Raw genomic sequence first — 24001 nt, 5'->3', positions numbered from 1 at the left:
CAGCGCCTTCATCGTCTTCAGGCGTTCTTGAAATCAGGCGTGCGCTTGTTCAGGAAGGCATCCATGCCTTCCTTCTGGTCGACCGTGGCAAACAGCGCGTGGAACAGCCGGCGCTCGAACATCACGCCGTCGCTCAGGCCGCTTTCGAAGGCGCGATTGACCGATTCCTTGGCCGCCATCACCGAGACCTGCGAGAAGCCGCAGATGATCAGCGCCGCGCCCAGCGCCTCGTCGGCCAGCTTTTCGTAAGGCACCACGCGGCTCACGAGGCCGGCGCGCTCGGCTTCTGCGGCGTCCATCATGCGGGCGGTGAGCACCATGTCCATCGCCTTGCTCTTGCCCACCGCGCGCGGCAGGCGCTGCGTGCCGCCGGCGCCGGGGATCACGCCGATCTTGATCTCGGGCTGGCCGAACTTGGCGGTGTCGGCGGCGATGATGAAGTCGCACATCATCGCGAGCTCGCAGCCGCCGCCCAGCGCGAAGCCGGCCACCGCGCCGATCACGGGCTTGCGGATCGTGCGGATGGTTTCCCAGTTGCGGGTGATGTAGTCGCCCTTGTAGGTGTCGATGAAGCTGTACTTGGCCATCGCCGCGATGTCGGCGCCGGCCGCGAAGGCGCGTTCGCTGCCGGTGAGGATGATGCAGCCGATGGCGTCGTCCGCATCGAAGGCCTTGAGCGCCTTGCCCAACTCGGTCATGAGCGCGTCGTTGAGCGCGTTCAGGGCCTTGGGGCGGTTGAGGGTGATGATGCCGACCTTGCCTGCTTCGGTCCGCACTTCGATGTTTTCGTAGCTCATGGTGTCTCCGGGAGAGGTGGGAAAAATTCGTCCGGGCCACTATACCGAGCAAGGCCCCCGGCCTGCTGACACCCCATATCCTTCCAATTGAGAATTGCTCTCATCTAGAATGGCCGCATGGAGTTCCCGATGCAAGAACATGCCGTGTTGCTGCGGGCGTATGCCCGGGTGCAGGAGCGCTGCTCGCGCCTGCTGGCCGAACAGGCCGCGCTGGTCGAGCGGCTCGAGGCGCAGATCGTGCGCCTGCGCGGCGCACTGGTGGCGCGCGATTCGGCCATTGCGATGGTGCGCGAAGAGCTCGCGGCGCGCGCGGCCGTCGGCGGTGCGCTGCCCAAGCGCCTGCACGCCCTGCTGTCGCCGGCCAGCCGGCGCCACGAAATTCCGCCCACGCCCGAAGCGCCGGCCGATCTGCGCGAAAAGGCCGTGCTGTGCGTCGGGCGCGAGGAAGAAGCGCCTTCGCTCGCACGCCAACTGGTCGAAATCGCCGGTGGCCGCTACCTGCACCACGACGGGGGCGACGATGCCGACGATCCGGCACTCGAAGCCGGCCTGCGCGCCGCCGACCTCGTGATCTGCCAGACGGGTTGCATGAGCCACGGCGCCTACTGGCGCGTGCAGGACCATTGCCGGCGTACCGGCAAGCCCTGCGTGCTGGTAGGCGAGCCGCAGCCGATGCTGTTTGTGCGGAACCCGGCGGCGACGGAAATCGCCGGTTAACCGGCCAACCAGCCCGTCACTTTCGCGGCGTCGTGCGTGAAGAGGCGCCAGGTGGTCACGCCTGTCGGCAGCGTGAGCGGCAGCCGGAGCAGCTTGCGATCGCGCGCAACGATGGCGGTGAACTTCGTCGTGTCGCCCAGATACAGCGCGAGATCGTCCAGCTTGGCGATGCGCCAGGCCTGCGCAAATTTCTTCTTGCCAACAGCGGGCAGCTCGATACCGATCCACTCGTCATTGGCCGAGAAGCCGGCCTTTTCGGCCGCACCGGCGCGCAGCACCACCTTGACCTGCACGCTGCCGTTGGCTTCGGCAACGCGCAGGCCGAGCACCTGCGCCTGCTGCGACGGATCTTCGAGCGTCGCCACGCCGTGCGTGCGCAGGAGCTGCGAGAGCGGCAGCTCTTCGGTCGAATGCACCCAGCGCGCAAGCTCCTGCGCATACGAGCGGCCGCTCACGGCTTCGAGTGCGGCCGCGATGTCCGCTTCGCTGATCGGCCCGCCGCCGCTGTGCGTCCACAGGTGGCGTATCACGTCGTCGAGCGAACCCTTGCCTTCGTGGCGCAGCGTGAGATCGAAGCACAGCGCCACCAGGGCGCCCTTGGTGTAGTAGCTCACCGTGCTGTTGGGCGTCTGCTCGTCCTGACGGTAGTACTTGACCCAGGCGTCGAAGCTCGCATCGGCGACAGGCTGCACCAGCCGCCCCGGCGTCTGCTGCACCTGGTTGATGGTCTTGTTGAGGAGGCGCAGGTACGCCCCGTCGTCAATGCGGCCCGCGCGGCGCAGCAGCAGGTCGTCGTAGTAGCTGGTGAAGCCCTCGAAGAACCACAGGAGCTGCGTGTAGTTCTCGCGGCTGTAGTCGTAATGCGCGAACTCCGCCGGCCGCATGCGCTTGACGTTCCAGGTGTGGAAGTACTCGTGGCTGATGAGCCCCATCAGCGTGGTGTAGCCCTCGGCCTGCTTCTTCTTTTCGCCGCGCTGCGGCAGGTCGCGGCGGTTGCAGATGAGCGCCGTGGAGTGCCGGTGCTCGAGCCCGCCGTAGCCGTCGTCGACTGCATTCAGCATGAAGACGTAGCGGTCGATCGGCAGCTTCGGTCCGCCGCGCTTGCCGGCCTTGTCACCGTGCCAGAAGCGCATCTCGGCTTCGCAGATGGCCTTGGTGTCGGCGATCAGCCGGTCGCCGTCGAACGAGGCGGCGGCACCCGCGATCACGAAGCGGTGCGGCACGCCGCAGGCGTCGAATTCGGCGCTCCAGAAGGCGCCCATCTCGACCGGGCTGTCGGCCAGTTCGTCGTAGCCGCTGGCCTGGTAGCTGCCGAAGCCTTGCTTGTCGACCTTCTTGGGCACGAGCGCGGTGGCGCACGACCAGGCGGCGCCATCGGCCGCCAACGACGGCGCGACGATGTCGAGCGCGTGCGGCGCATTGGTCTGACCCTCGACGCGCAGGCACAGGCTCGTGCCGTTGAAGAAGCCGCGTTCGGCGTCGAGCCACGCGGTGCGCACCGAGTTGTCGTACGCGCAGACCTGGTAGTGCAGCACCAGCGGCTGGCCCGGTGCGCAGTCGACCAGCCAGCTGCATTTGTCGACCTGCGTCAGCGTGGGCTTGCGGCGCCCCTGCGTGGCGCGCAGGCCCTGCAGGTTCTTGGCGAATTCGCGCACCAGATAACTGCCTGGAATCCACACCGGCAGCGTCACCCGCTGCAGCGCGGCGGGTGCGTCGATGGTCAGCGTGACGGCGAAGAGATGCGCATGCAGGTCCGCGCACTCGACGCGATAACGCACGCCTGCAGCGGGCGCGGCAACTGCGCGCCGGGAAACGGCTTTCGTCGCCATCAGCTGGCGGAAGCGGCGAGTTGCTTCTCGACCTGCTCTGCGGGAATGGCGCCCGGCGTGCGGGTGCCGTTGCTGAAGATCAGCGTGGGCGTGCCGGTGATGTTGTACTTGCGGCCGAATTCGACGTTGCGCTGCAGCGCCGTCACGTCGCAGCTGCTTGCCGCGGTGGTGGGCTTGGTGCCGCCTTCCATCCAGTCGCCCCAGGCCTTGCCCTTGTCCTTGCTGCACCAGATGTCGCGCGACTTGATCGTCGAATCGGCGCCGAGCACCGGGTAGAGGAACAGGTAGACGGTGACGTTGTCGATCGTCTTCATGTCTTTTTCGAAGCGCTTGCAGTAGCCGCAGTTCGGGTCTTCGAACACCGCCAGCTTGCGCTTGCCGTTGCCGCGCACGATCTTGATCGAGTCCTTCAGCGGCAGCTTGTCGAACGCGACTTCGCTGAGCTTCTCGACGCGCTCCTCGGTGAGGTTGCGGCGCGTCTTCACGTCGATCAGGTTGCCCTGGATCAGGTAGCTGCCCTGCTCGTCGGTGTAGAAGATCTGCGAGCCGTTCACCCGCACTTCGTAGAGGCCGTTGACCGGCGACTTCGAGACTTCGTCGATCGGCGGGAACTGCGGGATGCTGGCCGGCAGGTTCTTGCGGATCTCGGCTTCGCCGGCGGTGGCGGCCATGGCCGCGCCCAGCGTGCAGGCGGCCAGGAGGAGGGTTCGTGCGAGGGTCATGGGAAAGAAGTCCGTTCGGTTCGAATGTTGGGCGTTATGCCTTCAAGCCCATGGCTTGCGCGGTGATCCAGTGCTTGACGAGGCGCGTGCGGTCGAAGCCACGCATGCCCCAGTTGCGCAACGCGGGCAGCGGGCCCAGGTTGTGCGAGAAGAGTTGCTGCAGGCCGTCGGTGGCGAGGCTCATCTGCAGCACGTCGGCCCGGCGGGCGCGTTCGTAGCGGCGCAAGAGGCGCGCATCGCCCACGCTGCGCCAGTAGTCGCGGGTCTTGATCACCTCGGCCAAGGCGGCCGCATCGGCCAAGCCGAGGTTCAGGCCCTGGCCCGCGAGCGGGTGCACCGTGTGGGCCGCATCGCCCGCGAGTGCCCATGACCGGCCCGTCTGCCCGGACATCGCGCCGGTCCAGCGGTCGGCGATGGCGCGAGCGAGCGGCCAGGCCGCGCGCTCGCTCGCGAGCTTGAGCGCACCGAGCGCGCCATGGCTGGCCTCGGTCACTGCGGCGTTGAATTCTTCGTCGCTCTGCGCGAGCAGGGCGGGGGCCCGGAGCTGGTCGACGGACCACACCAGCGCGACCGTCTTGCCGTGCGTGCCGCCCAACGGCAGCAGCGCGAGCACTTCGCCCTTCTCGTTGAACCACTGGCGCGCGATGCCGTCGTGCGACTGCTCGGCTTCGAGGCGGGCGGCCACCGCATGCTGCGGATAGCGCGTGACCTCGTAGCTCACGCCGAGCGCCTCGCGCGTGGCGCTGGCCTTGCCTTCGCACACGACCGTAAGCGGCGCGGGCACGGGCTCGGTCACGACTTCGATCTGGGGCTGGAAGCGCACTGCGTCGGCCAGTTGCTGTTCGAGCGCCGGCACATCGACGATCCATGCCAGTGCATCGACCTTCTGGCGCGCCGCGCTGAACTGCACGCGGCCGCCTTCGTCGCCGTGCACCAGCATCTCGCGCACCGGCGTGGCATGGGCCGCATCGGGCCAGGCGCGCAGCGATTCGAGGAGGGTGCGGGAGGCTGTGTTGAGCGCGTAGGCGCGGATGTCCTGCTTGCCTTCTGCGGCGGGCGGCACCACCAGCGCCACGCGCACGCGCTCGCGTGCGAGCAGCAGGGCCAGCGTACGGCCGACGATGCCGGCGCCGCGAATGCAAACTTCTGGGGGGAGGGCCATCGGACGATTGTAAGAACATGACCGCCCGCAGGCTTCGCGCACTGCGTGCCGCTTCGCCAAGCCCCTCACGGGGGCGATACCGGCGGCCCGGCAAAGCCGGTTCCGTGGTATCCGCCCGATGGGCTGGCCACGGGGTTTCGGCGCCGATGCGGGACAATCGCGGTCGCTTTCCAAGGATTCAAGGAACCCCCACCGTGTCGCAGCCCGTTTTCGACCTCGAAGCCACCATCGCGCGCCTGTTCGTCTACCCCGTCAAGTCGTGTGCCGGTGTCGAACTCAATGAAATGCTGTTGACCGAAACCGGTCTCGAGTTCGACCGGGCCTGGATGGTGGTCGATGCCAACGGCGAGTTCGTCACCCAGCGCCAGATTCCGCGCATGGCGCTGATCAAGCCGCAGATGAAGCACATGGAGGTGGTGCTGCGCGCCCCCGGCATGCTGGCCCTGCACCTGGCCTTCGACCGCGTCGAGAAGCCCGTCCGCGTGCGGGTGTGGAAAGACGAAGTCGCCGCCTACGACATGGGCGACATCGCCGCCCAGTGGTTCAGCGATTTCCTCTCCGAGCCCGGCAAACCGCAGACCCTCCGGCTGGTGCGCTTCGATCCCGAACACAAGCGCCTGTCGAGCCTGAAATGGACCGATGGCGTCGAGGCGCTGAACCAGTTCGCCGACGGCTATCCGCTGCTGGTGGCGAGCGAGGGTTCGCTGGCAGAACTCAACGAGCGGCTTGCAGCGGCGGGGCACGAGGCGGTCGGCATCGAACGTTTCCGGCCCAACATCGTGCTGGCCGGCATCGAGTCGCACGACGAGGACCGCGTCGATGCGCTGCATGTCACGACCGGTGAAGGCGAAGCCGAGCTCAGGCCGGTCAAGCCCTGCACGCGCTGCCCGATTCCGGACATCGACCCGACCACCGCCGTCAGCAGCCCTGAGGTCGGCAATGTGCTGCGCACCTACCGCGCGGACGCGCGCGTCGATGGCGGCATCACCTTCGGCATGAACTGCATCGTGGTGCAGGGCGTCGAATACACGCTCAAGGTCGGGCAGACCGTGGGCGCGAACTACCGGTTCGAGTGATTTAGAACGTCACGCCCGCGCACAACACGATATTGGCGTAGGGCGTGCATTCGCCGGTGCGGATCACCGCCTTGGCGCGCGCGCTCAGGCGCTTGAGCTCCTCGTGCGAGATCGTCTCCGGCACCACGGCCAGCTGGCCTTCGCACCATGCGGGCAGCGTGCCGCCGGGCAGTTGCTCCACCGCCTCGCGCGCCAACAGCGCACGCTCCACCTGCATCTCCGACAGCACGGCCTTGAGCACGTCCGCGACGCGCGGAATGCCGGGCGTGAGCGCGAGGTCGATGCGCTTCGGGCCCTCGGGAATCGGCAGGCCCGCATCGCCGATGACCACCATGTCGCCGTGCCCCAACGCGGCAATCACTTGCGAGAGTTCGGCATGCAGCAGGGGAGAGCGTTTCACAGCGTGATCCAGTCGGGAGGCAGGGGACTCTGCAGCACGGCGTCGCGCTGCGGAATGGACGGTTGGGCGCCGGGCTGCTGGATGCAGAGCGCCGCGGCGCGGATGCCCAGGCGCACGGCTTCGTCGAAGGATTGGCCTTCGCCCAGTGCCACGGCGAGCGCGCCCAGAAAAGTGTCGCCCGCGGCGGTGGTGTCGACCGCCTGCACCTTCGGCGCGGGATGGTGGCGCGCGCCGTCGGCATCGACCGCCACCGCGCCGCGCGAACCGAGCGTGACGACCACGCGCGCGATGCCCTTGGCGCGCAGCGCCCGGCCCGCCCGCGCGGCGTCCTGCGGGCTGTCGGCCGATTGGCCGCACAGCGTCTCGGCCTCGATCTCGTTGACCACCAGTGTGTCGATGCGCGACCAGAGCGGTTCGGCAATCGCCTGCACCGGCGATGGATTCAGCAGCACCTTGCAGCCCGCCTCGTGCGCCACCGAAATGGCGCGTGCGATCTGGTCCATCGGCGTCTCGAACTGCGTCACCAGAAAGGCCGCGCCCTGCAGTTGCCCAAGCATCGCCGCTTCATCGATTTCGACCCGCGCATTGGCGCCGGGAATGATCACGATGCGGTTCTGGCCGCTGTCTTCCACCAGGATCAGCGCCGTGCCCGTGGGCTCGCCCTCGACCGTGCGCAGCGCAGCGGTGTCGATGCCGTCGCGCTCCAGCGATTCGCGCAGCGCTCGGCCGTGGGCATCGTCGCCCACGCAGCCGATCATGCGTACCTGAGCGCCTTCGCGCGCGCAGCTCACGGCCTGGTTGGCGCCCTTGCCGCCGGGGATGTTGGCGATCGAATGGCCGATCAGGGTTTCGCCCGCGGCCGGTGCGTGGGGGACGCGCAGCACCAGGTCCATGTTGAGGCTGCCGAGCACCACGATTTGCGGTGGCTCGGGACTGCGGGAAGAAGGCTTCGGACTCACGGGGTGCGGGACTTTCGGTTTTCCGTTGAAGGCGATTCGGTGGCCGGTGCGGCCGGCTCCTTGAAGCTCGCATGGCGCGCGGTCGAGGCGCGCACGCGCAACTCGGGTTGCAGCACCACCTTGCGCGCATCGCGCCGCTTGCCGCTCACGCGCTCCAGCAGCATGTCGACCGCCAGTGCGCCGATGCGCTCCTTGGGCTGCGCGACGGTGGTGAGCGGCGGGCTGGTGTAGGCCGAGAGTTCGATGTCGTCGAAGCCGACGATCGACAGCTCGTCGGGCACATGCACGCCGCTTTCATGCGCGGCGCGCAGGGCGCCGATGGCCATCAGGTCGTTGCAGACGAACACGGCCGACGGCGGATGCTCGGTGCGAAGGATGGCGTGCATCGCCTCGTAGCCGCTCTGGCTGGTGAAGGCGCCGCGCCACAGCAGCGCATCGGCGTTCGGTGTGGTTCCGGCCTCGGCCAGCGCCATGCGCCAGCCTTCGATGCGCTGCTCGCTGGGCGTGAGGCCCTCGGGGCCGCCGAGGCAGGCGATGCGCTTGTGGCCGAGCGACAGCAGGTGCCGCACCGCGAGCAGGCCGCCCTGCATGTGCGCGGTTTCCACCAGGTCGCAGCTCGGGTCGGCGATCTCGCGGTCGACCAGCACCGTCGGAATGCGCAGGCCCTGTAGCTGAGTGACGAGCGAATCGTCGTCGCCCGTCGACACCACGATCAGCCCGTCGATGCGGCGCTCGGCCAGCACCTGCAGGTAAACGCTCTGGCGGCGGGGCTCGTCGTCGGTGTTGCACAGCACCAGCGTGTAGCCGGCGCCGAAGCACCGGTCTTCCACGATGCGCACGATCTCTGCGAAGTAGGGGTTGGAACTGTTCGGGATCAGCATCCCGAGCGTCGAGGTGGTGTTGCTCTTCAGGCTGCGCGCCATCGCGTTCGGCACATAGCCCAGTTCGCGAATGGCGAGCTCGACGCGCTCGCGGCCCTTGGCGCTCACATGGCGCGTGTCGTTGACCACGTGCGAGACGGTGGTGACGGAGACTCCGGCGCGCAGCGCGACGTCCTTGATGGTGGCCATGGCTTGTGTTCCTTGTTCCTGGTGGGTTCGTTCACACCTTCTCAGGCCAGGCGGCGGTCCGCGCGGCGCTGGCGCAAGGTGTCGATGATCACCGCAACCACGATCACCGCCCCGGTGATGATCCGCTTGCTCGGCTCGCTCGCGCCCACCTGCGCCAGGCCCGCCTCGAGCACCGCGATGATCAGCACGCCGAAGAAGGTGTTGACCACCGAACCGCGCCCGCCCATGAGGCTGGTGCCGCCGATGACCACGGCCGCGATCACCTGCAGCTCGATGCCGACGCCTGCGTTCGGGTCGGCCGCTTCGAGCCGCGCCGACTGCATCAGGCCCGCAAGCCCCGCAAGAAGACCGGTGACGGCGAACACGATGATGCGGATCGGCCGCGGATCGACACCCGCCAGGCGCATCGCTTCTTCGTTCGTGCCGATGCCCACCACATGCCGGCCGAAGACCGTGCGCGTGAGCACCATCTGCCCGACGACGACCAGCACCACCGCGAGCACGAAGGCGGCCGAAATGCCGCCGATCCACGGCGCGGCGAGGCCAGAGATCGCATCGCCCACGTACTGCGTGCGTGAGTCCGTCACGAGGTAAGCGCCGCCGCGCACCGCTTCGAGCATGCCCAGCGAAACGATGAAGCTCGGCAGCCGCCATGCGACCGACACCGCACCGGTCACCGTGCCGCAGATCAGGCCGGTGGCGAGGCCGAGTGCGGCCGCGAGAGGAACCGAAAGCTTCCATTCGAGGATGGCCGCGGCCGTCACGGCCGCGCTGAGCGCGAGCACCGAGCCGACCGACAGATCGATGCCCGCGATGATCAGCACGAAGGTCATGCCCACCGCCATCACCGCGAGCGCGGGGATTTCGTTGGCAATCGAGATGAAGGTGTCGCGCGTGAGGAAGTATTCGCTCATCGAGCCGAAGAGCGCGACCATGCCCACCAGCACGACCGTGAGGCCGAGGTAGGTGCCCAGTTGGCCCTTCAGTGCGGAGGTGCGCGGATTGGAAGTCGAGGCTGCGGCTGCGTTCATGGTGTCTCGGCAGTGGCCGGTTGGGCCAGGTTCGAATCGGAAGAGAAAGAGGGGGCTGAGGCGGAGGGGCGTCCGGTCGCGTCGCTGAAGGCGGCGGCGAGCAGCGATTGTTCGCTCCATTCACCGCGCTCGAACACCGCGACCAATTTGCCGGCGCTCATCACGCCGATGCGGTCGCACATGGCCATCAGTTCGCGCAGGTCGCTCGACACCATCAGGAGCGCCTTGCCGGCGTCGGTCATGCGATCGAGTTCGGCGTACAGGTCGGCGCGCGCACCGACGTCGACGCCGCGCGTGGGTTCGTCCAGCAGCAGCACTTTGCATTCGCGATGCAGCCAGCGCGCGAACACCACCTTCTGCTGGTTGCCGCCGCTGAGCGTGGCCACCGGCTGTTCGATGCTGCGCGAGCGGATGCGCAGCAAGTCCACCAGTTGCCGCGCGATGCTGCGTTCCTTGGCGCGCTGCAGCCAGCCGGCGTGCGAGATCGCGCCCAGGTCGCTGAGCGTCGCGTTGACGCGGATCGATTGCGTGAGCAAGAGGCCCTGCGATTTGCGGTCTTCGGTGACGAGGCCGATGCCGGCACGGATCGCCTGCATCGGCGAGCGCCAGCCCTTGCGCACGTGTTGCACCGGCTCTGCACCGGTCTTCGCGTCGTAGAGAGAAATTTCGCCGCGGTCCGCGCGATCGGCGCCGAACAGGAGGCGCACCAGCTCGGTCCGGCCCGAGCCGACCAGGCCGGCGAGGCCCATGATTTCACCGGCGTGCAGGTCGAGGTCGACATCGCGCACCATCTGCGCCCGGCCGAGGCCGCGCGCGCTCAGCAGCACCGGCCCGGCGACGCGGCGGTCGCGCCCTTCGTGCTCGTGCACCGCGCGGCCGACCATGCGCTGCACCAGCTCGGATTCGCGAACGCCGGCCATGGCGCGCACGTCCACCAGCTTGCCGTCGCGCAGCACCGCCACCCGGTCGGCGATGCGCTGAAGTTCCTCCAGGCGGTGCGACACGTAGACGATCGCCACGCCGCGCGCCTTCAGCAGTTCGATCTGCTCGAAGAGGTGCGAGGTTTCGCGCGGCGTGAGCATCGCGGTGGGCTCGTCGAGCACCAGCACGCGCGTGTCGTCCTGCAGGTTGCGCGCGATTTCCACCATCTGCTGCTGGCCGATGCCCAGCCGTGCGACGGGCGTGGCCGGGTCGATGTTCTCCATGCCGATCTTGGCGAGCTGGCGCGAAGCCAGCTCGTAGAGCTTGGCCTTGCGGATCCAGCCGGTCTTGTTGGGCAGGCGGTCGAGCAGCAGGTTCTCGGCCACCGACAGCGTGGTGACCAGCCCCAGCTCCTGCATCACCATGCGAACGCCCAGGCGCTCGGCATCGCGGCGCGAACCGGGCTGGAACGGCTTGCCGTCCAGCAGCATCTGGCCGCGCGTGGGCTGCACCAGGCCGCAGACGATCTTGGAGAGCGTGCTCTTGCCGGCGCCGTTCTCACCCGTGAGGGCGAGCACTTCGCCTGCGTTCAGGACGATCGAGACGTCGTCCAGCACCGGCGCCGCGTAGTCCTTGCCGAGCGCACTCAGCGAGAGCACCGGGGCGCTGCGATCGTTATCAGCCATCGATGGGCAACCTCATTCATTCCAGAAACACCGAGGGACCGGCTTTTCGCCGGGCCTCAGGTGTTGCCCCCGGTCGGGGTTGGCGAAGCGACACGAAGCGCGCAAAGCCAGGGGGCAAGCAACATTTACTTCGACGACTTGGTGACCAGCACCACGTCGGTCTTCACTTCGGCGGGCATCTCCGACTGCTTCTTCTTGTCGGCGATGGCCTTCAATGCGGTCTCGATGCCGAACACAGCCTGCTTGGCGGCGAACTGGTCGGCGGTGGCGAGCACGCGGCCGTCGGCCAGCATCGGCTTGATGGCGCCGATGTTGTCGTAGCCCACGACCAGCACCTTGCCGGTCTTGCCCGCGGCCTTGACGGCAGCCACTGCGCCGAGCGCCATGCTGTCGTTGCCGGCGAGCAGCGCCTTGAGATCAGGGTGCTCGCGCATCATGCCGGCGGCCACGGTGTTGCCCTTGTCGATTTCCCACTGGCCCGACTGCACGCCCACCACCGTCACGTTGGCGGCCTTCATGGCGTCCTGGTAGCCAAGGGTGCGCTGCTGCGCATTGAAGGTGGTCGAGACGCCTTCGATGATGCCGACCTTGTCGCCCGCCTTCAGCTCCTTGGCGAGCGCATCGCCCACCAGCTTGGCGCCCGCGCGGTTGTCGGGGCCGACGAAGGGCACCTGGATGCCCTTTTCCTTCAGCGCGGCGGCGTCGAGCTGGTTGTCGATGTTGACCACCAGGATGCCCTTGTCGATGGCCGCCTTGATGACGGGCACCAGCGCCTTCGAATCGGCGGGCGCGATGACCAGCGCATTGATCTTCTGCGCCACCATCTGCTCGACCATCTTGATCTGGGCGGAGGTGTCGGTCTCGTCCTTGATGCCGTTGGCAACCAGCGTGTACTTCGCGGCGTTGGCCTTGTTGTGGGCCTTGGCGCCGTCTTCCATGGTGCGGAAGAACTCGTTGGCCAGCGACTTCATGACCAGCGCCACCTTGGGCTTGTCCTGTGCAAGGGCGGGCGTGGCGGCGATGGCGCCCAGCAGCGTGAGCGCGGCGGCGCTTTGCAGGGTGCGGCGGGTGAACTTCATGGTGTGTCTCCTGGGTGGTTGAGCAGTACGCCGGTCTGTGCCGGGGGGTGTCGATATTAACCAACGAAAACGTTTGCGCAAACGTTTGCTAATCGGGTTTAACCCTGACTTCGAGATGATCGAAGAAGGGGCCGAAGACCTGTCGGGCGGGCATGAAACCATGGTCGCCTAAAATCGCGGGTTACCCAAGAGGACCTCCCATGAGTTTGCAATGCGGCATCGTCGGCCTGCCCAACGTCGGTAAATCCACCCTTTTCAATGCGTTGACCAAGGCCGGCATCGCAGCGGAAAACTATCCGTTCTGCACCATCGAGCCCAATGTGGGCGTGGTGGAAGTGCCCGATCCGCGGCTCGCCCAGCTGAGTGCGATCGTGAATCCCGAGCGCGTGGTGCCCGCCATCGTCGAATTCGTCGACATCGCCGGCCTCGTGGCAGGTGCCAGCACCGGCGAGGGCCTGGGCAACAAGTTCCTGGCGCACATCCGCGAAACCGACGCCACCGTCAACGTGGTGCGCTGCTTCGATGACGAAAACGTGATCCACGTGGCCGGCAAGGTCGACCCGATCTCCGACATCGAAGTGATCCAGACCGAGCTCTGCCTGGCCGACCTTGCCACGGTCGAGAAGGCGCTGCATCGCCACACCAAGGTGGCGCGCTCGGGCGACAAGGACGCGCAGAAGCTCGTCGGCCTGCTCGAACGCTGCCAGGCCGCGCTGAACGAGAACACGCCGGTGCGCGCGCTCGAGTTCACCAAGGAAGAGCAGCCGCTGGTCAAGAGCTTCACGCTCATCACCGCCAAGCCTGCGATGTTCGTGGGCAACGTGGCCGAAGACGGCTTCGAGAACAACCCGTACCTGGACCGCCTGCGCGAATACGCCGCCAAGCAGGGCGCCCCCGTGGTCGCCATCTGCGCCAAGATCGAAGCCGACCTCGCCGAGATGGACGACGAGGACAAGAAGATGTTCCTCGCCGAAATCGGCCAGGACGAGCCGGGCCTGAACCGCCTGATCCGCGCGGCCTTCAAGCTCTTGGGCTTGCAGACGTATTTCACCGCCGGCGTGAAGGAAGTGCGCGCCTGGACCATCCACATCGGCGACACCGGTCCGCAGGCGGCTGGCGTGATCCACGGCGATTTCGAGAAGGGCTACATCCGCGCCCAGACCATCGCGTTCGACGACTACATCTCCTTCAAGGGCGAGCAGGGCGCGAAGGACGCGGGAAAGATGCGGTCGGAAGGCAAGGAATACGTCGTGAAGGATGGCGACGTGATGAACTTCCTGTTCAGTTCTTGAGCCCGCACGCCCCGTTTTGATGAGCCATCCCAAGATCGTCATCATTGCGGGGCCGAACGGCGCGGGCAAAACCACCTTCGCACGCGCTTTTCTGCCGGAAGAGGCGCAATGCCCGCGATTCATCAATGCCGATCTGATCGCGGCCGGCCTTTCCCCTTTTGCGCCGGAAGCCGAAGCAATCAGGGCGGGGCGCCTGATGCTGGAGGAGATTGCCGGTTGCGTGGGCCGCCAAGAGAGCTTCGCATTCGAGACAACGCTGTCGGGGCTTGGTTATCTTCGCCACATCCGCTCATGGCGTGCGTCGGGTTATCACGTCAGCCTTTTCTTTCTGGCGCTACCGACTGCAGAATTGGCTATTGCCCGCGTGGCCGAGCGCGTCAGGCAAGGCGGCCATCGCATTCCTGAGGACGTGATTCGCCGCCGTTTCCGGGCAGGGCGGCAGAATTTCGATGGACGTTATCGCAATGCGGTCGATGTCTGGGCTCTGTATGACAGCGCCGGCGATGCGCCGGCTCTCATTGAATGGAAAGAGGCGTCATGACCCGCGACCAACTCAGTCAAGCGAAAGACAAAGACCTGCCTGCATCACTGATTGCGATACAGCGCGCGGCCCGTGCGGCACGCGAGACGGCTGTGCGCACGAACACCGCCATCGTCGTGCAGCGCGACCAGAAGCTGGTTCGCATCACGGCGGAGGAACTCCGCAAGGCAGGGGTGAAGTAAGCCGCGCTTACTTCGCGGGCTGCTGCTTGCCCCACACCACCGTGTTGTCCACCGCATAAGCGGCACACACCACCTTGCGTTCCGCACATCCCCTGAGATGCTCGGTCAGCGCAGCCGAGTTGGTGGCCGTGCCGAACTTGTTGTCGCTCGTGATCAGAAATGCTCGCGGCCGCGCCTGCAGCAGGAACTGGCGGTACGCGACGCGGATCTGCGCGGGGTCGGCGCCGACGACCGGCAGGCCGGCTTCATCGGCCAGGTCGGCGTGGCCTGAAGGCGTGGGTTCTCCGTCGGGGCCGAGCGTCACGCCGACGTTCTTCAGCAGCTCGCGCCACTTCGTCATCTCCGCGATCACGCGCTGCGGCAGTTCCATCACCCACTGCGCCGGATAGGCAAAGCCGAGATTCGCGCCGCCGGGCGCCACGCTGTCGGTGACGCCGACGAGCCGGCCTTCTTCATCGAACAACCCGCCGCCGCTCGAGCCCGAAGACACCGGCGCGGAGGTCTGGATGATCGGCAACTGGCCTTGCGAGCGGGGCCGCAAGGCGGAGATCAGACCTTCGCTCAATGTGAGTTCGAGTCCGTGCGGGCTGCCGATGGCGAACACGCGCTGGCCGACGCGCAAACCTTCGACTGGCGCGATCTGCACGGCGGGCAACTGCAGCGGCGTTTCCGTCATCAGCACGCACAGGTCGCGAGACGGATCGGGGTCGCGCAGGATGCTCTTGATCTTGATGGTGGCCTGGCCCTGCGTCACGGTGGCCGACATGGCGCCGTTCACCACATGGCAGGCCGTGGCCAGCGCCGCGGGCGTGACCGCCACCGCGCTGCCGACGCTGGTCTTGTTGTTGCCCTGGTCGCCCTTGACGGTCCAGACCGCGGGCGATGCCTTGCGAAAGATTTCCTCGGGTTGCAGCGCCCACGTGTGCGAAGCCAGGGCGCCGAGCCAGAGGCCGGCTGCGAGGGGCTTCCAAGACCAGGACTGCAGGGAGTTTTTCATCTGGATGAGTCTAGGAAGCGGCCCTCCGGTTCACCGTAGGCGGGCGCGCTGTGTCGGTGGGTGTCAAAGCCCCGTGGTCGCTGCTGTTGGTTAGACTGCGCGCGCCCCGATTCCTCCACAAGGCCCGCGCCATGCTCACCGTTCACCACCTCAACAATTCGCGCTCGCAGCGCGTGCTCTGGCTGCTCGAAGAGCTCGAACTGCCGTACGAGATCGCTCACTACCAGCGCGATGCGCAAACCATGTTGGCGCCCGCTTCGCTCAAAGCCATTCACCCGCTTGGCAAGTCGCCTGTGGTGACGACCGACGACGGCCTCACGCTCGCGGAGTCGGGCGCGATCATCGAGACGGTGATCGAGCGCTACGGCCACGGCCGCCTCGCGCCCGCGGCCGGCACGCCGGAGGCTTTGCGCTACCGCTACTGGATGCATTTCGCCGAAGGCACGGCGATGTCGCCGCTTCTGCTCAAGCTGATCTTCGACCGCATCGAGACGACGAAGATGCCCTTCTTCGCGAAGCCCATCGCCAAGGCCATCGCGGCCAAGACCAAAGGCGCTTTCATCAACCCGAACATCGCGAGCCATCTGAGCTACATGGAGTCCGAACTCGGCAAGAGCGAATGGTTCGCCGGCGATGAATTCAGCGGCGCCGATATCCAGATGAGTTTCGTGATCGAAGCTGCGCAGGCGCGCGGCGGGCTCGATGCGAAGCGGCCGAAGCTGATGGCGTACCTGGAGCGCATCCACGCGCGTGCGGCCTACAAGCGTGCGCTGGAGCGCGGCGGTCCCTACGGCCTGTTGAGCTGAGAGGCTGAAGTCTCGTCAGGACGGGAAGACGTACAGCAGCGCGACCGTCATCGTGACGTAGCGCAGGAACTTCCCGATGGCCATGTAGCCGAGGCACGGCCAGAACGGCAGCTTGAGCCAGCCCGCGACCGCGCACAGCGGATCGCCCACCAGCGGCAGCCAGCTCAAGAGGCACGCCTTCGGCCCCAGCCTTTCGAGCCACCCGAGCACGCGCACATGGTGTTTCGAGTGCGAGTATTTGTCAGCGACCTTGTGCGCGCCGTAGCCCATCCACCAGTCGACCGCGCCGCCCAGCGTGTTGCCGATGGTCGCCACCGCGATCGCCGGCCAGAACATGTCCGGGTTGAGCTTCAGCAGGCCGAAGAGAAAAGGCTCGGAGCCGACGGGCAAGAGCGTGGCCGAGACGAAGGCGGCGACGAACAGCGTCGAGAGGCCGTACTGCGGCAGCGCCAGAAGCGCCATGAGGGAGTCGAGCCAGGCTTGCATGAGGTGGGGCGAAAAGGTGGCGGAGTATAGGCAGCGCTTACGTCGCATCCACGTGGGAGAAAGCCCCGCGAAGCATTGGTGTTTACGCCTGTCCCGCGAGCGCAAATCGTTTCAGTCGCTGAAATCGCAGGTGGCTACAATCGTGCCTCATTTTTCAGCAGCCGAACCGCACAGCCTCCTTCCCAATGACCTTGCAGATCGGCACCCACACGCTGGAAAACCGCCTGTTCGCCGCGCCCATGGCCGGCGTGACGGACCGGCCCTTCCGCATGCTGTGCCGCGAACTCGGTGCGGGCTATGCGGTCAGCGAGATGGTCACCTCGCGCAAGGAACTCTGGGGCACGCTCAAGACATCGCGCCGCGCGAATCACGACGGCGAACCGGGCCCCATCGCGGTGCAGATTGCCGGCACCGATGCGGCCATGATGGCCGAGGCCACGGTCTACAACATCGAGCGCGGCGCGCAGATCATCGACATCAACATGGGTTGCCCGGCCAAGAAGGTCTGCAACAAGTGGGCGGGTTCGGCGCTGATGCGCGACGAGCCGCTGGCACTTGAAATCGTGCAGGCCGTGGTCGATGCGGCGCAACCGTTCAACGTGCCGGTCACGCTCAAGATGCGTACCGGCTGGAGCGAAGACAACCGCAATGCGGTGAAGCTCGCGCGCGATTTCGAATCGGCCGGCGTGCAGATGCTCACCGTGCACGGCCGCACGCGCGAGCAAGGCTACAAGGGCCACGCCGAGTACGACACCATCGCGGCAGTGAAGGCCGCGGTGCGCGTGCCGGTGGTGGCCAATGGCGACATCAATTCGCCCGAGAAGGCGCGCGACGTGCTCGCGGCCACCGGTGCCGACGCGGTGATGATCGGCCGCGCGGCACAGGGCCGGCCCTGGATCTTTCGCGAGATCGCGCACTTCCTGGAGACCGGCACGCACCGCGCGCCGCCGCTGGTCGCCGAGGTGCGCCGCCTGTTGCTCGATCACCTGGTGGAGCACTACGCGCTCTACGGCGATTTCAGCGGCGTGCGCACCGCGCGCAAGCACATCGGCTGGTACGTGCGCACGCTCCCCGACGGCGAAGCGTTCCGCGGCCGTATGAACACCATCGAGGACTGCGCCGAACAGCTGCGCGCGGTCGGTGACTATTTCGACGGGCTTGCGGACCGCATGGACCGCATGCCCGCCCACCAGGCGGCCGAAGAGCTGTCCGGTGAAGAGGAGGCGGCCTGCGCCGTCGATTGAGAGAAGAAGAGAAGAAGCAATGAGCAAGAAACACATCGAGGACTGCGTGCGCACCAGTCTGGACAGCTACTTTCGCGACCTGCGCGGCACCGAACCCGACGGCATGTACGAGATGCTCGTGCGCGTGGTCGAGAAGCCGCTGCTCGACGTCGTGATGACGCGCGCCGAAGGCAACCAGTCGAAGGCCGCGCAATGGTTGGGCCTCAACCGAAACACGCTCCGCAAGAAATTGGTCGAGCACAAACTTTTGAAATAACTTCACGGCATACCCATGGCTCAGACCGCACTCATCTCCGTTTCCGACAAGACCGGCATCCTCGAATTCGCCCAAGCACTGCATGCCCTGGGCATCAAGCTGCTGTCCACCGGCGGCACCGCCAAGCTGCTGGCCGATGCCGGCCTGCCGGTGACCGAAGTCGCCGACCACACGGGCTTTCCCGAAATGCTCGACGGCCGCGTGAAGACGCTGCACCCCAAGATCCACGGCGGCCTGCTCGCGCGGCGCGACCTGCCCGCGCACGTGGCGGCGATCAAGGAACACGGCATCGACACCATCGACCTCCTGATCGTCAACCTCTACCCGTTCGAGTCGACCGTGGCCAAGCCCGGCTGCACGCTGGAGGACGCGATCGAGAACATCGACATCGGTGGCCCGGCCATGGTGCGCAGCGCGGCCAAGAACTGGAAGGACGTGGGCGTGCTCACCGATGCGGCGCAGTACCCCGTGGCGCTCGCCGAACTCAAGGCCGACGGCAAGCTCAGCGACAAGACCAAGTTCGCGTTCTCGGTGGCCGCATTCAACCGCATCGCCGACTACGACGGCGCGATCAGCGACTACCTCTCGGCCATCGACTTCGACGCCAGCATCGGCCAGCCCGCGCCGACGCGTTCGCTCTTCCCTGCGCAGAGCAATGGCCGCTTCGTGAAGGTGCAGGACCTGCGCTACGGCGAGAACCCGCACCAGCAGGCCGCGTTCTACCGCGACCTCTATCCCGCGCCCGGCTCGCTCGTCTCGGCCAGGCAACTGCAAGGCAAGGAGCTCAGCTACAACAACATCGCCGATGCCGACGCGGCGTGGGAATGCGTCAAGAGCTTCGACGTGCCGGCCTGCGTGATCGTCAAGCACGCCAACCCCTGCGGCGTGGCCGTGGGCAAGGACGCGAACGAGGCCTACGCCAAGGCCTTCAAGACAGACCCGACCTCGGCCTTCGGCGGCATCATCGCCTTCAACCGGCCGGTCGACCTGGCCACCGCGCAGGCCGTCAACAAGCAGTTCGTCGAAGTGCTGATGGCGCCGGGCTACACGCCCGAGGCGCTCGAAGTGTTCCAGGCCACCAAGGCCAAGCTCAACGTGCGCGTGCTCGAGATCGCGCTGCCGCCGGGCGGCGCCACCGACTGGGACAACGGCCGCAACCTGATGGATGTGAAGCGTGTCGGCTCGGGCCTGCTCATGCAGACCGCCGACAACCACGAGCTCGCCGCGAGCGACCTCAAGGTGGTCAGCAAGAAGCAGCCCACGCCGCAGCAACTGCAGGACCTGCTGTTCGCATGGAAGGTCGCGAAGTACGTGAAGAGCAACGCGATCGTGTTCTGTTCCGACGGCATGACGATGGGCGTCGGCGCGGGCCAGATGAGCCGCCTAGACTCGGCCCGCATCGCGAGCATCAAGGCCGAGCACGCGGGCCTGTCGCTGAAAGACACGGCCGTGGCGAGCGATGCCTTCTTCCCGTTCCGCGACGGCCTCGATGTGGTGGTGGATGCGGGCGCGAGCTGCGTCATTCAGCCGGGCGGCTCGATGCGCGACCAGGAAGTGATCGATGCCGCCGATGAGCGCGGCGTCGTGATGGTGCTGTCAGGCGTGCGTCACTTCCGGCATTGAAGGGGCGGGCTTTCTTCGGTTTCTTCGAGAACGCAGCGGAACCGGCTTTGCCGGGCCGCTTGTGTTGCCCCCGGTAGGGGGAAGGAGTAGCGACACGAAGTGCGCGGAGCCTGGGGGCGAGCCTATTCTCCGAACCGGTACTTGAGCTGGAAGGTGATGGCGCCGTACAGGCGGTTCCTGATCGTCGGCACGTAGGCGATGTTCAGGCCCCAGTTCTTGCCTTCGATGGCGGCCGTCGGAAGGATCGCCGGGAACCAGTTGCCGTCGCGGTAGTTGGGATAGCCGTCGAAGCCGCCCACCACCGCGCCGAACTTCACGCCGTAGAACTCGAAGGGCAGCACGTACAGCCCGATGTAGTGCGACTGCCTGCGGTCGCTGTTGTGGAACGCACCCGCCGTGATGCGGTAGGTGTCGTTCAGCGGGTACTCGAAGCCCAGGCCGAAGTTGGAATTTTCCAGGCCCTTGCCGCTGTCGAAATGCGCCGAATAGAAGCCCGGGTTGACCCAGATGTTCTTCGGCTCGAAGGCGGACTGCGCAAGCGCCAGGCCGGGTAGAAGAAGAGCAAGAGAGACACTCACTACCGGCAGCAGGCGCAGGGCGTTCATGGACTAGGGCGTTTTGAAAATCTCTCGTGCCGCTTCTATGGTGGCTGCGATGTCGTCCTCCCCGTGCGCTGCGCTCACGAAGCCTGCTTCGTAGAGCGCGGGGGCAATATACACGCCGCGATCGAGCAAACCATGAAACAACGCATTGAATTTCGCGTTGTCGGTTGTCATCACGGTGGCATAGTTTTGCGGCAGGTCCTTCATGAGGAAGAAGCCGAACATGCCGCCTTCGCTGTCGGCGTTGAAGGGCCGGCCTTCGGCGGCTGCCGCGGCCTTCAGGCCATCGACCAGCGAGCGCGTCTTCTTGCCGAGTGCCTCGTAGAAGCCGGGCTTGGCAATTTCCTTCAGCGTGGCGAGCCCGCAGGCCGTGGCCACCGGATTGCCCGACAGCGTGCCGGCCTGGTAGACCGGCCCCTGCGGCGCGAGCTGTTCCATGATGGCGCGCGGACCGCCGAAGGCTGCGAGCGGCATGCCGCCGCCGATGACCTTGCCGAGCACCGTGAGGTCGGGCTTGATGCCGAGCACGCCCTGCGCGCCGTGCAGGCCGACGCGAAAACCGGTCATCACCTCGTCGAAGATCAGCAGCGCGCCATGCTGCGTGCAGAGCTCGCGGCAGCGCTTGGCGAATTCGGGCGTGGCGCGCACGAAGTTCATGTTGCCGGCGATGGCCTCGATCATCAGGCAGGCGATGTCGTTGCCGTGCAGCGAGAAGGCCTCTTCGAGCTGCTGCAGGTTGTTGTACTCGAGCACGATGGTGTGCTGCACCACCTCGGGCGGCACGCCGGCCGAGGTCGGGTTGCCGAAGGTGGCGAGGCCGGAGCCGGCCTTCACGAGCAGCGCGTCGGCATGGCCGTGGTAGCAGCCTTCGAACTTGATGATGCTCTTGCGGCCGGTGGCGCCGCGCGCCAGGCGCAGGGCGCTCATCGCGGCCTCGGTGCCCGAGCTCACGAGCCGCACCATTTCCATGGAGGGCACCAGCGCGAGGATGGCCTCGGCCAGTTCGATCTCACGCTCGGTGGGGGCGCCGTACGAGAAGCCTTCGAGCACGGCCTTCTGCACCGCCTCGACCACGGCGGGGTGGCCATGGCCCAGGATCATCGGACCCCAGGAGCCGATGTAGTCGATGTAGCGCTTGCCGTTGGCGTCCCAGAAATAGGCGCCTTGGGCGCGCTGGATGAAGCGCGGCGTGCCGCCGACGGCCTTGAAGGCGCGCACGGGCGAGTTCACGCCGCCGGGGATCACGGCGCGGGCGCGCTCGAAAAGAATGTCGTTTTTGTCAGGGGTATGCATCGCAGCGAAGGGGAGGGTTTTCAGGGGAGGGCCGCCGCGCACGGCCGCCCGAAGCGGCCGGCCCGCCCCCGGTAGGGGGTTGGCGAACCGACACGAAGTGCGGGCAGCCTGGGGGCGAGCAACATTTCAGTGTCGGGTGTCGTGAGGGGGGAGGGCGAAGTCTTGGGGCGCGTCGGGGTCGTCGTCTTCTTCGTCGTCCTCGGGCTCGGCCCAGAACAGGCGATCGGGCAGCACGTGGCCCATGCCGGGGCGGAAACCCGCGTCCAGGCACCGGTCCATGTAGGCGAGGGCTTCGCTCGTCGCGGCCACGAGGTCGGTGCCGCTCGCGAGCAGGGCGGCCAGCGCCGCCGAGAGCGTGTCGCCCGCGCCGGCGAAAACCGCTTCGAGCCGCTCGTACTTCTCATTGGCGAGAACCGACTGCGGCGAGGCCAGCACGTTGTCGATGAACTGGTCGGGCAGCACCATGCCGGTGACCAGCGTGTAGGGCACGCCGAACTCTCCGGCGGCCTTGGCGATGTCGCGCGCACCGGGCGCCCGCTCGCCGCTCCAGTCCGGAAGCAGCCAGCGCCAGAGCGTACTGTGGTTTCCAACCAACACTGTCGTCTGGGGCAAAACGAGCTCGCGAAACGCGTCCAGATAGGCCTCGATCTGGTTCTCGTCCCACCAGGAAAGGTTGGGCATGTAGGCCACCACGGGCACTTCCGGGTAGTCGGAGGCGGTCTCGGCGATCGTGCTCAGGGCGTCGGGCGTTCCGACGAAACCCACCTTGATCAGCTGGACTTCCACGTCCTCCAGGATGGCCCGCGCCTGCTCGGCGATGGCCTCCTCGTCGAACGCGAAATGGTCGAATATCTCGGCCGTGTCCCGGGCGTAGGCGCCGGTGACCACGGGCAGAATGTGTGCGCCCACCGACGCCATGGCGAGGGCGTCGGCGCCCAGGCCGCCGGCACCGCTCGGGTCGCTGGCATTGAAGACCAGCACGCAGGGCGGATTCAGGTCGCGTTCGGCGAGCGCTTCGGCGTCCTGCGAGGGGTCGTTAAGATCGCCCGGTTTGCGGGCGTTGTCTGCTGGAAGTAAGTAGATGGTCATACGCCGGGCGGAATCCCCTGGATGGTGGCATAGGCGCGACGTTTATCGCTCGCCAGTGAGATACGCATAGATACACTCGTTGCATTTAATGAACAAGGACTTTAAGCTCCGATGAATACGAAAACTTGGATGTGCCTGATTTGTGGGTGGATCTATGACGAAGCGGTTGGTGTACCGGAAGACGGGATCGCGGCAGGCACGGCCTGGGCCGATGTTCCGATGAACTGGACCTGTCCTGAGTGCGGTGCACGCAAGGAAGACTTCGAAATGGTTGAAATCTGAAGATTGGCATAGGGCTACGCGATCTGCGTCGATGTACGGCGCGGCGGGCATCCAAGTCTCATGAGCAGGAGCGTTTGCAATGGGCCCGAATGGATCAGGTTACAAGGTGCTGGTCATCGATGACAGCAACACCATCCGGCGCAGTGCCGAGATTTTTCTGAAGCAGGGTGGGCACGAGGTTCTTCTGGCGGAAGACGGTTTCGATGCGCTCTCCAAGGTTAACGACCACAAGCCCCATCTGATTTTCTGCGACATCCTCATGCCGCGTCTCGATGGCTACCAGACGTGCGCCATCATCAAGCGCAACGCCCATTTCTCCAAGGTTCCGGTCGTCATGCTGTCTTCGAAAGACGGTGTATTCGACAAGGCCCGCGGCCGCATGGTCGGGTCGCAAGACTACCTGACCAAACCTTTCACCAAAGACCAGCTGCTGCAGGCCGTGCAGCAGTTTGGCATCGTTCAACAGGAAGTGCAGTAATGCCTATTCGAAAAATCCTCGTCGTCGACGACTCCAAGACTGAACTGGTGTTTCTGACCGACCTCCTCCAGAAGAACGGCTTCGCCGTGAAGACGGCCGAAAACGCCGACGACGCGATGCGCCGCCTGGAAGAAGACCAGCCCGACCTGATCCTCATGGACGTGGTCATGCCCGGCCAGAACGGCTTCCAGCTCACGCGCGCCATCGCCCGCGACCCGAAGTACGCGGCCATCCCGATCATCCTGTGCACCAGCAAAAACCAGGAAACCGATCGTGTCTGGGGCATGCGCCAGGGCGCACGCGACTACATCGTGAAGCCGGTCAACGCGGCCGATCTGATGTCCAAGATCAGCGCGCTGGCCTGAGCAGGAGTCGGCTGAG

At 66.4% G+C, this 24001-nt stretch carries 27 protein-coding genes; 12 read left to right on the top strand and 15 right to left on the bottom strand.

Annotation, left to right across the window (positions count from 1 at the left end; genetic code table 11):
• Positions 1 to 17: 17 nt before the first annotated feature.
• Entirely contained in the window at positions 18 to 797 is a 780-nt protein-coding gene (locus tag VARPA_RS26190; protein WP_013543611.1) for an enoyl-CoA hydratase, read from the bottom strand.
• A 129-nt stretch (positions 798 to 926) separates the two neighbouring features.
• Between VARPA_RS26190 and VARPA_RS26185 the strand changes: the two genes are divergently transcribed.
• Complete coding sequence (locus VARPA_RS26185; protein ID WP_013543610.1) at positions 927 to 1514, top strand: DUF2325 domain-containing protein; 588 nt, start codon at positions 927 to 929, stop codon at positions 1512 to 1514.
• On the opposite strand, the gene VARPA_RS26180 is transcribed toward VARPA_RS26185, so the two are convergent.
• Genes VARPA_RS26180 through VARPA_RS26170 form a run of 3 tightly spaced genes read right to left on the bottom strand, consistent with a single transcriptional unit; the run spans position 1511 to position 5227 of the window.
• Positions 1511 to 3343: a M61 family metallopeptidase gene (locus tag VARPA_RS26180; RefSeq protein WP_013543609.1), complete on the bottom strand. Its 1833-nt coding sequence runs from the start codon at positions 3341 to 3343 to the stop codon at positions 1511 to 1513. The two genes, VARPA_RS26185 and VARPA_RS26180, sit on opposite strands and share 4 nt — an antisense overlap.
• A complete protein-coding gene (locus VARPA_RS26175) occupies positions 3343 to 4065 on the bottom strand; it encodes a DsbC family protein (RefSeq protein ID WP_013543608.1) in 723 nt (240 codons plus the stop codon). The genes VARPA_RS26180 and VARPA_RS26175 overlap by 1 nt, the downstream gene beginning before the upstream one ends.
• 34 nt (positions 4066 to 4099) lie before the next feature.
• A complete protein-coding gene (locus VARPA_RS26170; RefSeq protein WP_013543607.1) occupies positions 4100 to 5227 on the bottom strand; it encodes an FAD-dependent monooxygenase in 1128 nt (375 codons plus the stop codon).
• A gap of 194 nt (positions 5228 to 5421) precedes the next feature.
• Between VARPA_RS26170 and VARPA_RS26165 the strand changes: the two genes are divergently transcribed.
• Positions 5422 to 6303 (top strand): MOSC domain-containing protein, encoded by an 882-nt coding sequence (locus VARPA_RS26165; protein ID WP_013543606.1) that lies wholly within the window; start codon positions 5422 to 5424, stop codon positions 6301 to 6303.
• A 1-nt stretch (position 6304) separates the two neighbouring features.
• On the opposite strand, the gene rbsD is transcribed toward VARPA_RS26165, so the two are convergent.
• The 6 genes from rbsD to VARPA_RS26135 all read right to left on the bottom strand — a co-directional run bounded on the left by rbsD (position 6305) and on the right by VARPA_RS26135 (position 12449).
• Positions 6305 to 6703: a D-ribose pyranase gene (gene rbsD / locus VARPA_RS26160; RefSeq protein ID WP_013543605.1), complete on the bottom strand. Its 399-nt coding sequence runs from the start codon at positions 6701 to 6703 to the stop codon at positions 6305 to 6307.
• On the bottom strand, positions 6700 to 7662 hold the full coding sequence (rbsK, locus tag VARPA_RS26155; protein WP_013543604.1) for a ribokinase: 963 nt from the start codon (positions 7660 to 7662) through the stop codon (positions 6700 to 6702). Before rbsK ends, rbsD begins: the two co-directional genes overlap by 4 nt.
• Positions 7659 to 8732, bottom strand: a complete 1074-nt coding sequence (locus VARPA_RS26150; RefSeq protein ID WP_013543603.1) for a LacI family DNA-binding transcriptional regulator — start codon at positions 8730 to 8732, stop codon at positions 7659 to 7661. Before VARPA_RS26150 ends, rbsK begins: the two co-directional genes overlap by 4 nt.
• A gap of 41 nt (positions 8733 to 8773) precedes the next feature.
• Positions 8774 to 9763, bottom strand: coding sequence for an ABC transporter permease (locus VARPA_RS26145; RefSeq protein ID WP_013543602.1), 990 nt, complete (start codon positions 9761 to 9763; stop codon positions 8774 to 8776).
• A complete protein-coding gene (locus VARPA_RS26140; protein WP_013543601.1) occupies positions 9760 to 11370 on the bottom strand; it encodes a sugar ABC transporter ATP-binding protein in 1611 nt (536 codons plus the stop codon). Before VARPA_RS26140 ends, VARPA_RS26145 begins: the two co-directional genes overlap by 4 nt.
• A gap of 125 nt (positions 11371 to 11495) precedes the next feature.
• The gene (locus VARPA_RS26135) at positions 11496 to 12449 is read right to left on the bottom strand and encodes a sugar ABC transporter substrate-binding protein (RefSeq protein WP_013543600.1); all 954 of its coding nucleotides are present in this window, start codon (positions 12447 to 12449) and stop codon (positions 11496 to 11498) included.
• A 200-nt stretch (positions 12450 to 12649) separates the two neighbouring features.
• Between VARPA_RS26135 and ychF the strand changes: the two genes are divergently transcribed.
• From ychF to VARPA_RS26120, 3 genes are read left to right on the top strand one after another with little or no spacing between them, the layout of a single operon-like run.
• Positions 12650 to 13741, top strand: a complete 1092-nt coding sequence (gene ychF, locus VARPA_RS26130; RefSeq protein WP_013543599.1) for a redox-regulated ATPase YchF — start codon at positions 12650 to 12652, stop codon at positions 13739 to 13741.
• A 19-nt stretch (positions 13742 to 13760) separates the two neighbouring features.
• Positions 13761 to 14282, top strand: coding sequence for a zeta toxin family protein (locus VARPA_RS26125; protein ID WP_013543598.1), 522 nt, complete (start codon positions 13761 to 13763; stop codon positions 14280 to 14282).
• Positions 14279 to 14464, top strand: coding sequence for a hypothetical protein (locus tag VARPA_RS26120; RefSeq protein WP_013543597.1), 186 nt, complete (start codon positions 14279 to 14281; stop codon positions 14462 to 14464). The genes VARPA_RS26125 and VARPA_RS26120 overlap by 4 nt, the downstream gene beginning before the upstream one ends.
• Positions 14465 to 14471: 7 nt before the next feature.
• Here the strand turns inward: VARPA_RS26120 and VARPA_RS26115 are convergent, their stop codons facing one another.
• Positions 14472 to 15461, bottom strand: coding sequence for a trypsin-like peptidase domain-containing protein (locus VARPA_RS26115; protein WP_013543596.1), 990 nt, complete (start codon positions 15459 to 15461; stop codon positions 14472 to 14474).
• A 131-nt stretch (positions 15462 to 15592) separates the two neighbouring features.
• On the opposite strand from VARPA_RS26115, the gene VARPA_RS26110 reads away from it, so the two are divergent.
• Positions 15593 to 16267: a glutathione S-transferase gene (locus VARPA_RS26110; RefSeq protein WP_013543595.1), complete on the top strand. Its 675-nt coding sequence runs from the start codon at positions 15593 to 15595 to the stop codon at positions 16265 to 16267.
• Between the two features lie 15 nt (positions 16268 to 16282).
• Here VARPA_RS26110 and VARPA_RS26105 read toward each other — a convergent pair whose 3' ends face one another.
• The gene (locus VARPA_RS26105; RefSeq protein ID WP_013543594.1) at positions 16283 to 16753 is read right to left on the bottom strand and encodes a YqaA family protein; all 471 of its coding nucleotides are present in this window, start codon (positions 16751 to 16753) and stop codon (positions 16283 to 16285) included.
• Between the two features lie 185 nt (positions 16754 to 16938).
• On the opposite strand from VARPA_RS26105, the gene dusB reads away from it, so the two are divergent.
• Genes dusB through purH form a run of 3 tightly spaced genes read left to right on the top strand, consistent with a single transcriptional unit; the run spans position 16939 to position 19876 of the window.
• Positions 16939 to 17997 (top strand): tRNA dihydrouridine synthase DusB, encoded by a 1059-nt coding sequence (gene dusB / locus VARPA_RS26100; RefSeq protein ID WP_013543593.1) that lies wholly within the window; start codon positions 16939 to 16941, stop codon positions 17995 to 17997.
• A 19-nt stretch (positions 17998 to 18016) separates the two neighbouring features.
• Positions 18017 to 18253, top strand: coding sequence for a Fis family transcriptional regulator (locus VARPA_RS26095; RefSeq protein ID WP_007838304.1), 237 nt, complete (start codon positions 18017 to 18019; stop codon positions 18251 to 18253).
• A 15-nt stretch (positions 18254 to 18268) separates the two neighbouring features.
• Positions 18269 to 19876 (top strand): bifunctional phosphoribosylaminoimidazolecarboxamide formyltransferase/IMP cyclohydrolase, encoded by a 1608-nt coding sequence (gene purH / locus VARPA_RS26090; protein WP_013543592.1) that lies wholly within the window; start codon positions 18269 to 18271, stop codon positions 19874 to 19876.
• A 122-nt stretch (positions 19877 to 19998) separates the two neighbouring features.
• Here purH and VARPA_RS26085 read toward each other — a convergent pair whose 3' ends face one another.
• The 3 genes from VARPA_RS26085 to thiD form a co-directional block, all read right to left on the bottom strand.
• On the bottom strand, positions 19999 to 20481 hold the full coding sequence (locus tag VARPA_RS26085; RefSeq protein WP_013543591.1) for a hypothetical protein: 483 nt from the start codon (positions 20479 to 20481) through the stop codon (positions 19999 to 20001).
• A 3-nt stretch (positions 20482 to 20484) separates the two neighbouring features.
• Positions 20485 to 21771, bottom strand: a complete 1287-nt coding sequence (gene hemL / locus VARPA_RS26080) for a glutamate-1-semialdehyde 2,1-aminomutase (protein ID WP_013543590.1) — start codon at positions 21769 to 21771, stop codon at positions 20485 to 20487.
• Between the two features lie 126 nt (positions 21772 to 21897).
• Entirely contained in the window at positions 21898 to 22860 is a 963-nt protein-coding gene (gene thiD / locus VARPA_RS26075) for a bifunctional hydroxymethylpyrimidine kinase/phosphomethylpyrimidine kinase (RefSeq protein ID WP_013543589.1), read from the bottom strand.
• Between the two features lie 111 nt (positions 22861 to 22971).
• On the opposite strand from thiD, the gene VARPA_RS30845 reads away from it, so the two are divergent.
• From VARPA_RS30845 to VARPA_RS26065, 3 genes are all read left to right on the top strand, one after another.
• Positions 22972 to 23142: a rubredoxin gene (locus tag VARPA_RS30845; protein WP_007838397.1), complete on the top strand. Its 171-nt coding sequence runs from the start codon at positions 22972 to 22974 to the stop codon at positions 23140 to 23142.
• A gap of 79 nt (positions 23143 to 23221) precedes the next feature.
• Entirely contained in the window at positions 23222 to 23620 is a 399-nt protein-coding gene (locus VARPA_RS26070) for a response regulator (protein ID WP_013543588.1), read from the top strand.
• On the top strand, positions 23620 to 23985 hold the full coding sequence (locus VARPA_RS26065; RefSeq protein WP_013543587.1) for a response regulator: 366 nt from the start codon (positions 23620 to 23622) through the stop codon (positions 23983 to 23985). The genes VARPA_RS26070 and VARPA_RS26065 overlap by 1 nt, the downstream gene beginning before the upstream one ends.
• Positions 23986 to 24001: the final 16 nt, after the last annotated feature.

Origin of the sequence: Variovorax paradoxus EPS (genome assembly GCF_000184745.1) — a bacterium.
Taxonomy (GTDB): domain Bacteria; phylum Pseudomonadota; class Gammaproteobacteria; order Burkholderiales; family Burkholderiaceae_C; genus Variovorax; species Variovorax paradoxus_C.
This window is presented reverse-complemented; position numbering and strand designations above follow the sequence as displayed.

Coding starts and splice junctions, on each gene's coding strand:
- VARPA_RS26105 (WP_013543594.1), bottom strand. CDS start 16,753: ATGCAAGCCTGGCTCGACTCCCTCATGGCGCTTCTGGCGCTGCCGCAG.
- VARPA_RS26170 (WP_013543607.1), bottom strand. CDS start 5,227: ATGGCCCTCCCCCCAGAAGTTTGCATTCGCGGCGCCGGCATCGTCGGC.
- dusB (WP_013543593.1), top strand. CDS start 16,939: ATGACCTTGCAGATCGGCACCCACACGCTGGAAAACCGCCTGTTCGCC.
- ychF (WP_013543599.1), top strand. CDS start 12,650: ATGAGTTTGCAATGCGGCATCGTCGGCCTGCCCAACGTCGGTAAATCC.
- VARPA_RS26145 (WP_013543602.1), bottom strand. CDS start 9,763: ATGAACGCAGCCGCAGCCTCGACTTCCAATCCGCGCACCTCCGCACTG.
- VARPA_RS26110 (WP_013543595.1), top strand. CDS start 15,593: ATGCTCACCGTTCACCACCTCAACAATTCGCGCTCGCAGCGCGTGCTC.
- VARPA_RS26065 (WP_013543587.1), top strand. CDS start 23,620: ATGCCTATTCGAAAAATCCTCGTCGTCGACGACTCCAAGACTGAACTG.
- VARPA_RS26070 (WP_013543588.1), top strand. CDS start 23,222: ATGGGCCCGAATGGATCAGGTTACAAGGTGCTGGTCATCGATGACAGC.
- VARPA_RS26185 (WP_013543610.1), top strand. CDS start 927: ATGCAAGAACATGCCGTGTTGCTGCGGGCGTATGCCCGGGTGCAGGAG.
- thiD (WP_013543589.1), bottom strand. CDS start 22,860: ATGACCATCTACTTACTTCCAGCAGACAACGCCCGCAAACCGGGCGAT.
- purH (WP_013543592.1), top strand. CDS start 18,269: ATGGCTCAGACCGCACTCATCTCCGTTTCCGACAAGACCGGCATCCTC.
- VARPA_RS26175 (WP_013543608.1), bottom strand. CDS start 4,065: ATGACCCTCGCACGAACCCTCCTCCTGGCCGCCTGCACGCTGGGCGCG.
- VARPA_RS26140 (WP_013543601.1), bottom strand. CDS start 11,370: ATGGCTGATAACGATCGCAGCGCCCCGGTGCTCTCGCTGAGTGCGCTC.
- VARPA_RS26150 (WP_013543603.1), bottom strand. CDS start 8,732: ATGGCCACCATCAAGGACGTCGCGCTGCGCGCCGGAGTCTCCGTCACC.
- VARPA_RS26115 (WP_013543596.1), bottom strand. CDS start 15,461: ATGAAAAACTCCCTGCAGTCCTGGTCTTGGAAGCCCCTCGCAGCCGGC.
- VARPA_RS26125 (WP_013543598.1), top strand. CDS start 13,761: ATGAGCCATCCCAAGATCGTCATCATTGCGGGGCCGAACGGCGCGGGC.
- VARPA_RS26085 (WP_013543591.1), bottom strand. CDS start 20,481: ATGAACGCCCTGCGCCTGCTGCCGGTAGTGAGTGTCTCTCTTGCTCTT.
- VARPA_RS30845 (WP_007838397.1), top strand. CDS start 22,972: ATGAATACGAAAACTTGGATGTGCCTGATTTGTGGGTGGATCTATGAC.
- hemL (WP_013543590.1), bottom strand. CDS start 21,771: ATGCATACCCCTGACAAAAACGACATTCTTTTCGAGCGCGCCCGCGCC.
- VARPA_RS26135 (WP_013543600.1), bottom strand. CDS start 12,449: ATGAAGTTCACCCGCCGCACCCTGCAAAGCGCCGCCGCGCTCACGCTG.
- VARPA_RS26180 (WP_013543609.1), bottom strand. CDS start 3,343: ATGGCGACGAAAGCCGTTTCCCGGCGCGCAGTTGCCGCGCCCGCTGCA.
- VARPA_RS26120 (WP_013543597.1), top strand. CDS start 14,279: ATGACCCGCGACCAACTCAGTCAAGCGAAAGACAAAGACCTGCCTGCA.
- VARPA_RS26190 (WP_013543611.1), bottom strand. CDS start 797: ATGAGCTACGAAAACATCGAAGTGCGGACCGAAGCAGGCAAGGTCGGC.
- VARPA_RS26095 (WP_007838304.1), top strand. CDS start 18,017: ATGAGCAAGAAACACATCGAGGACTGCGTGCGCACCAGTCTGGACAGC.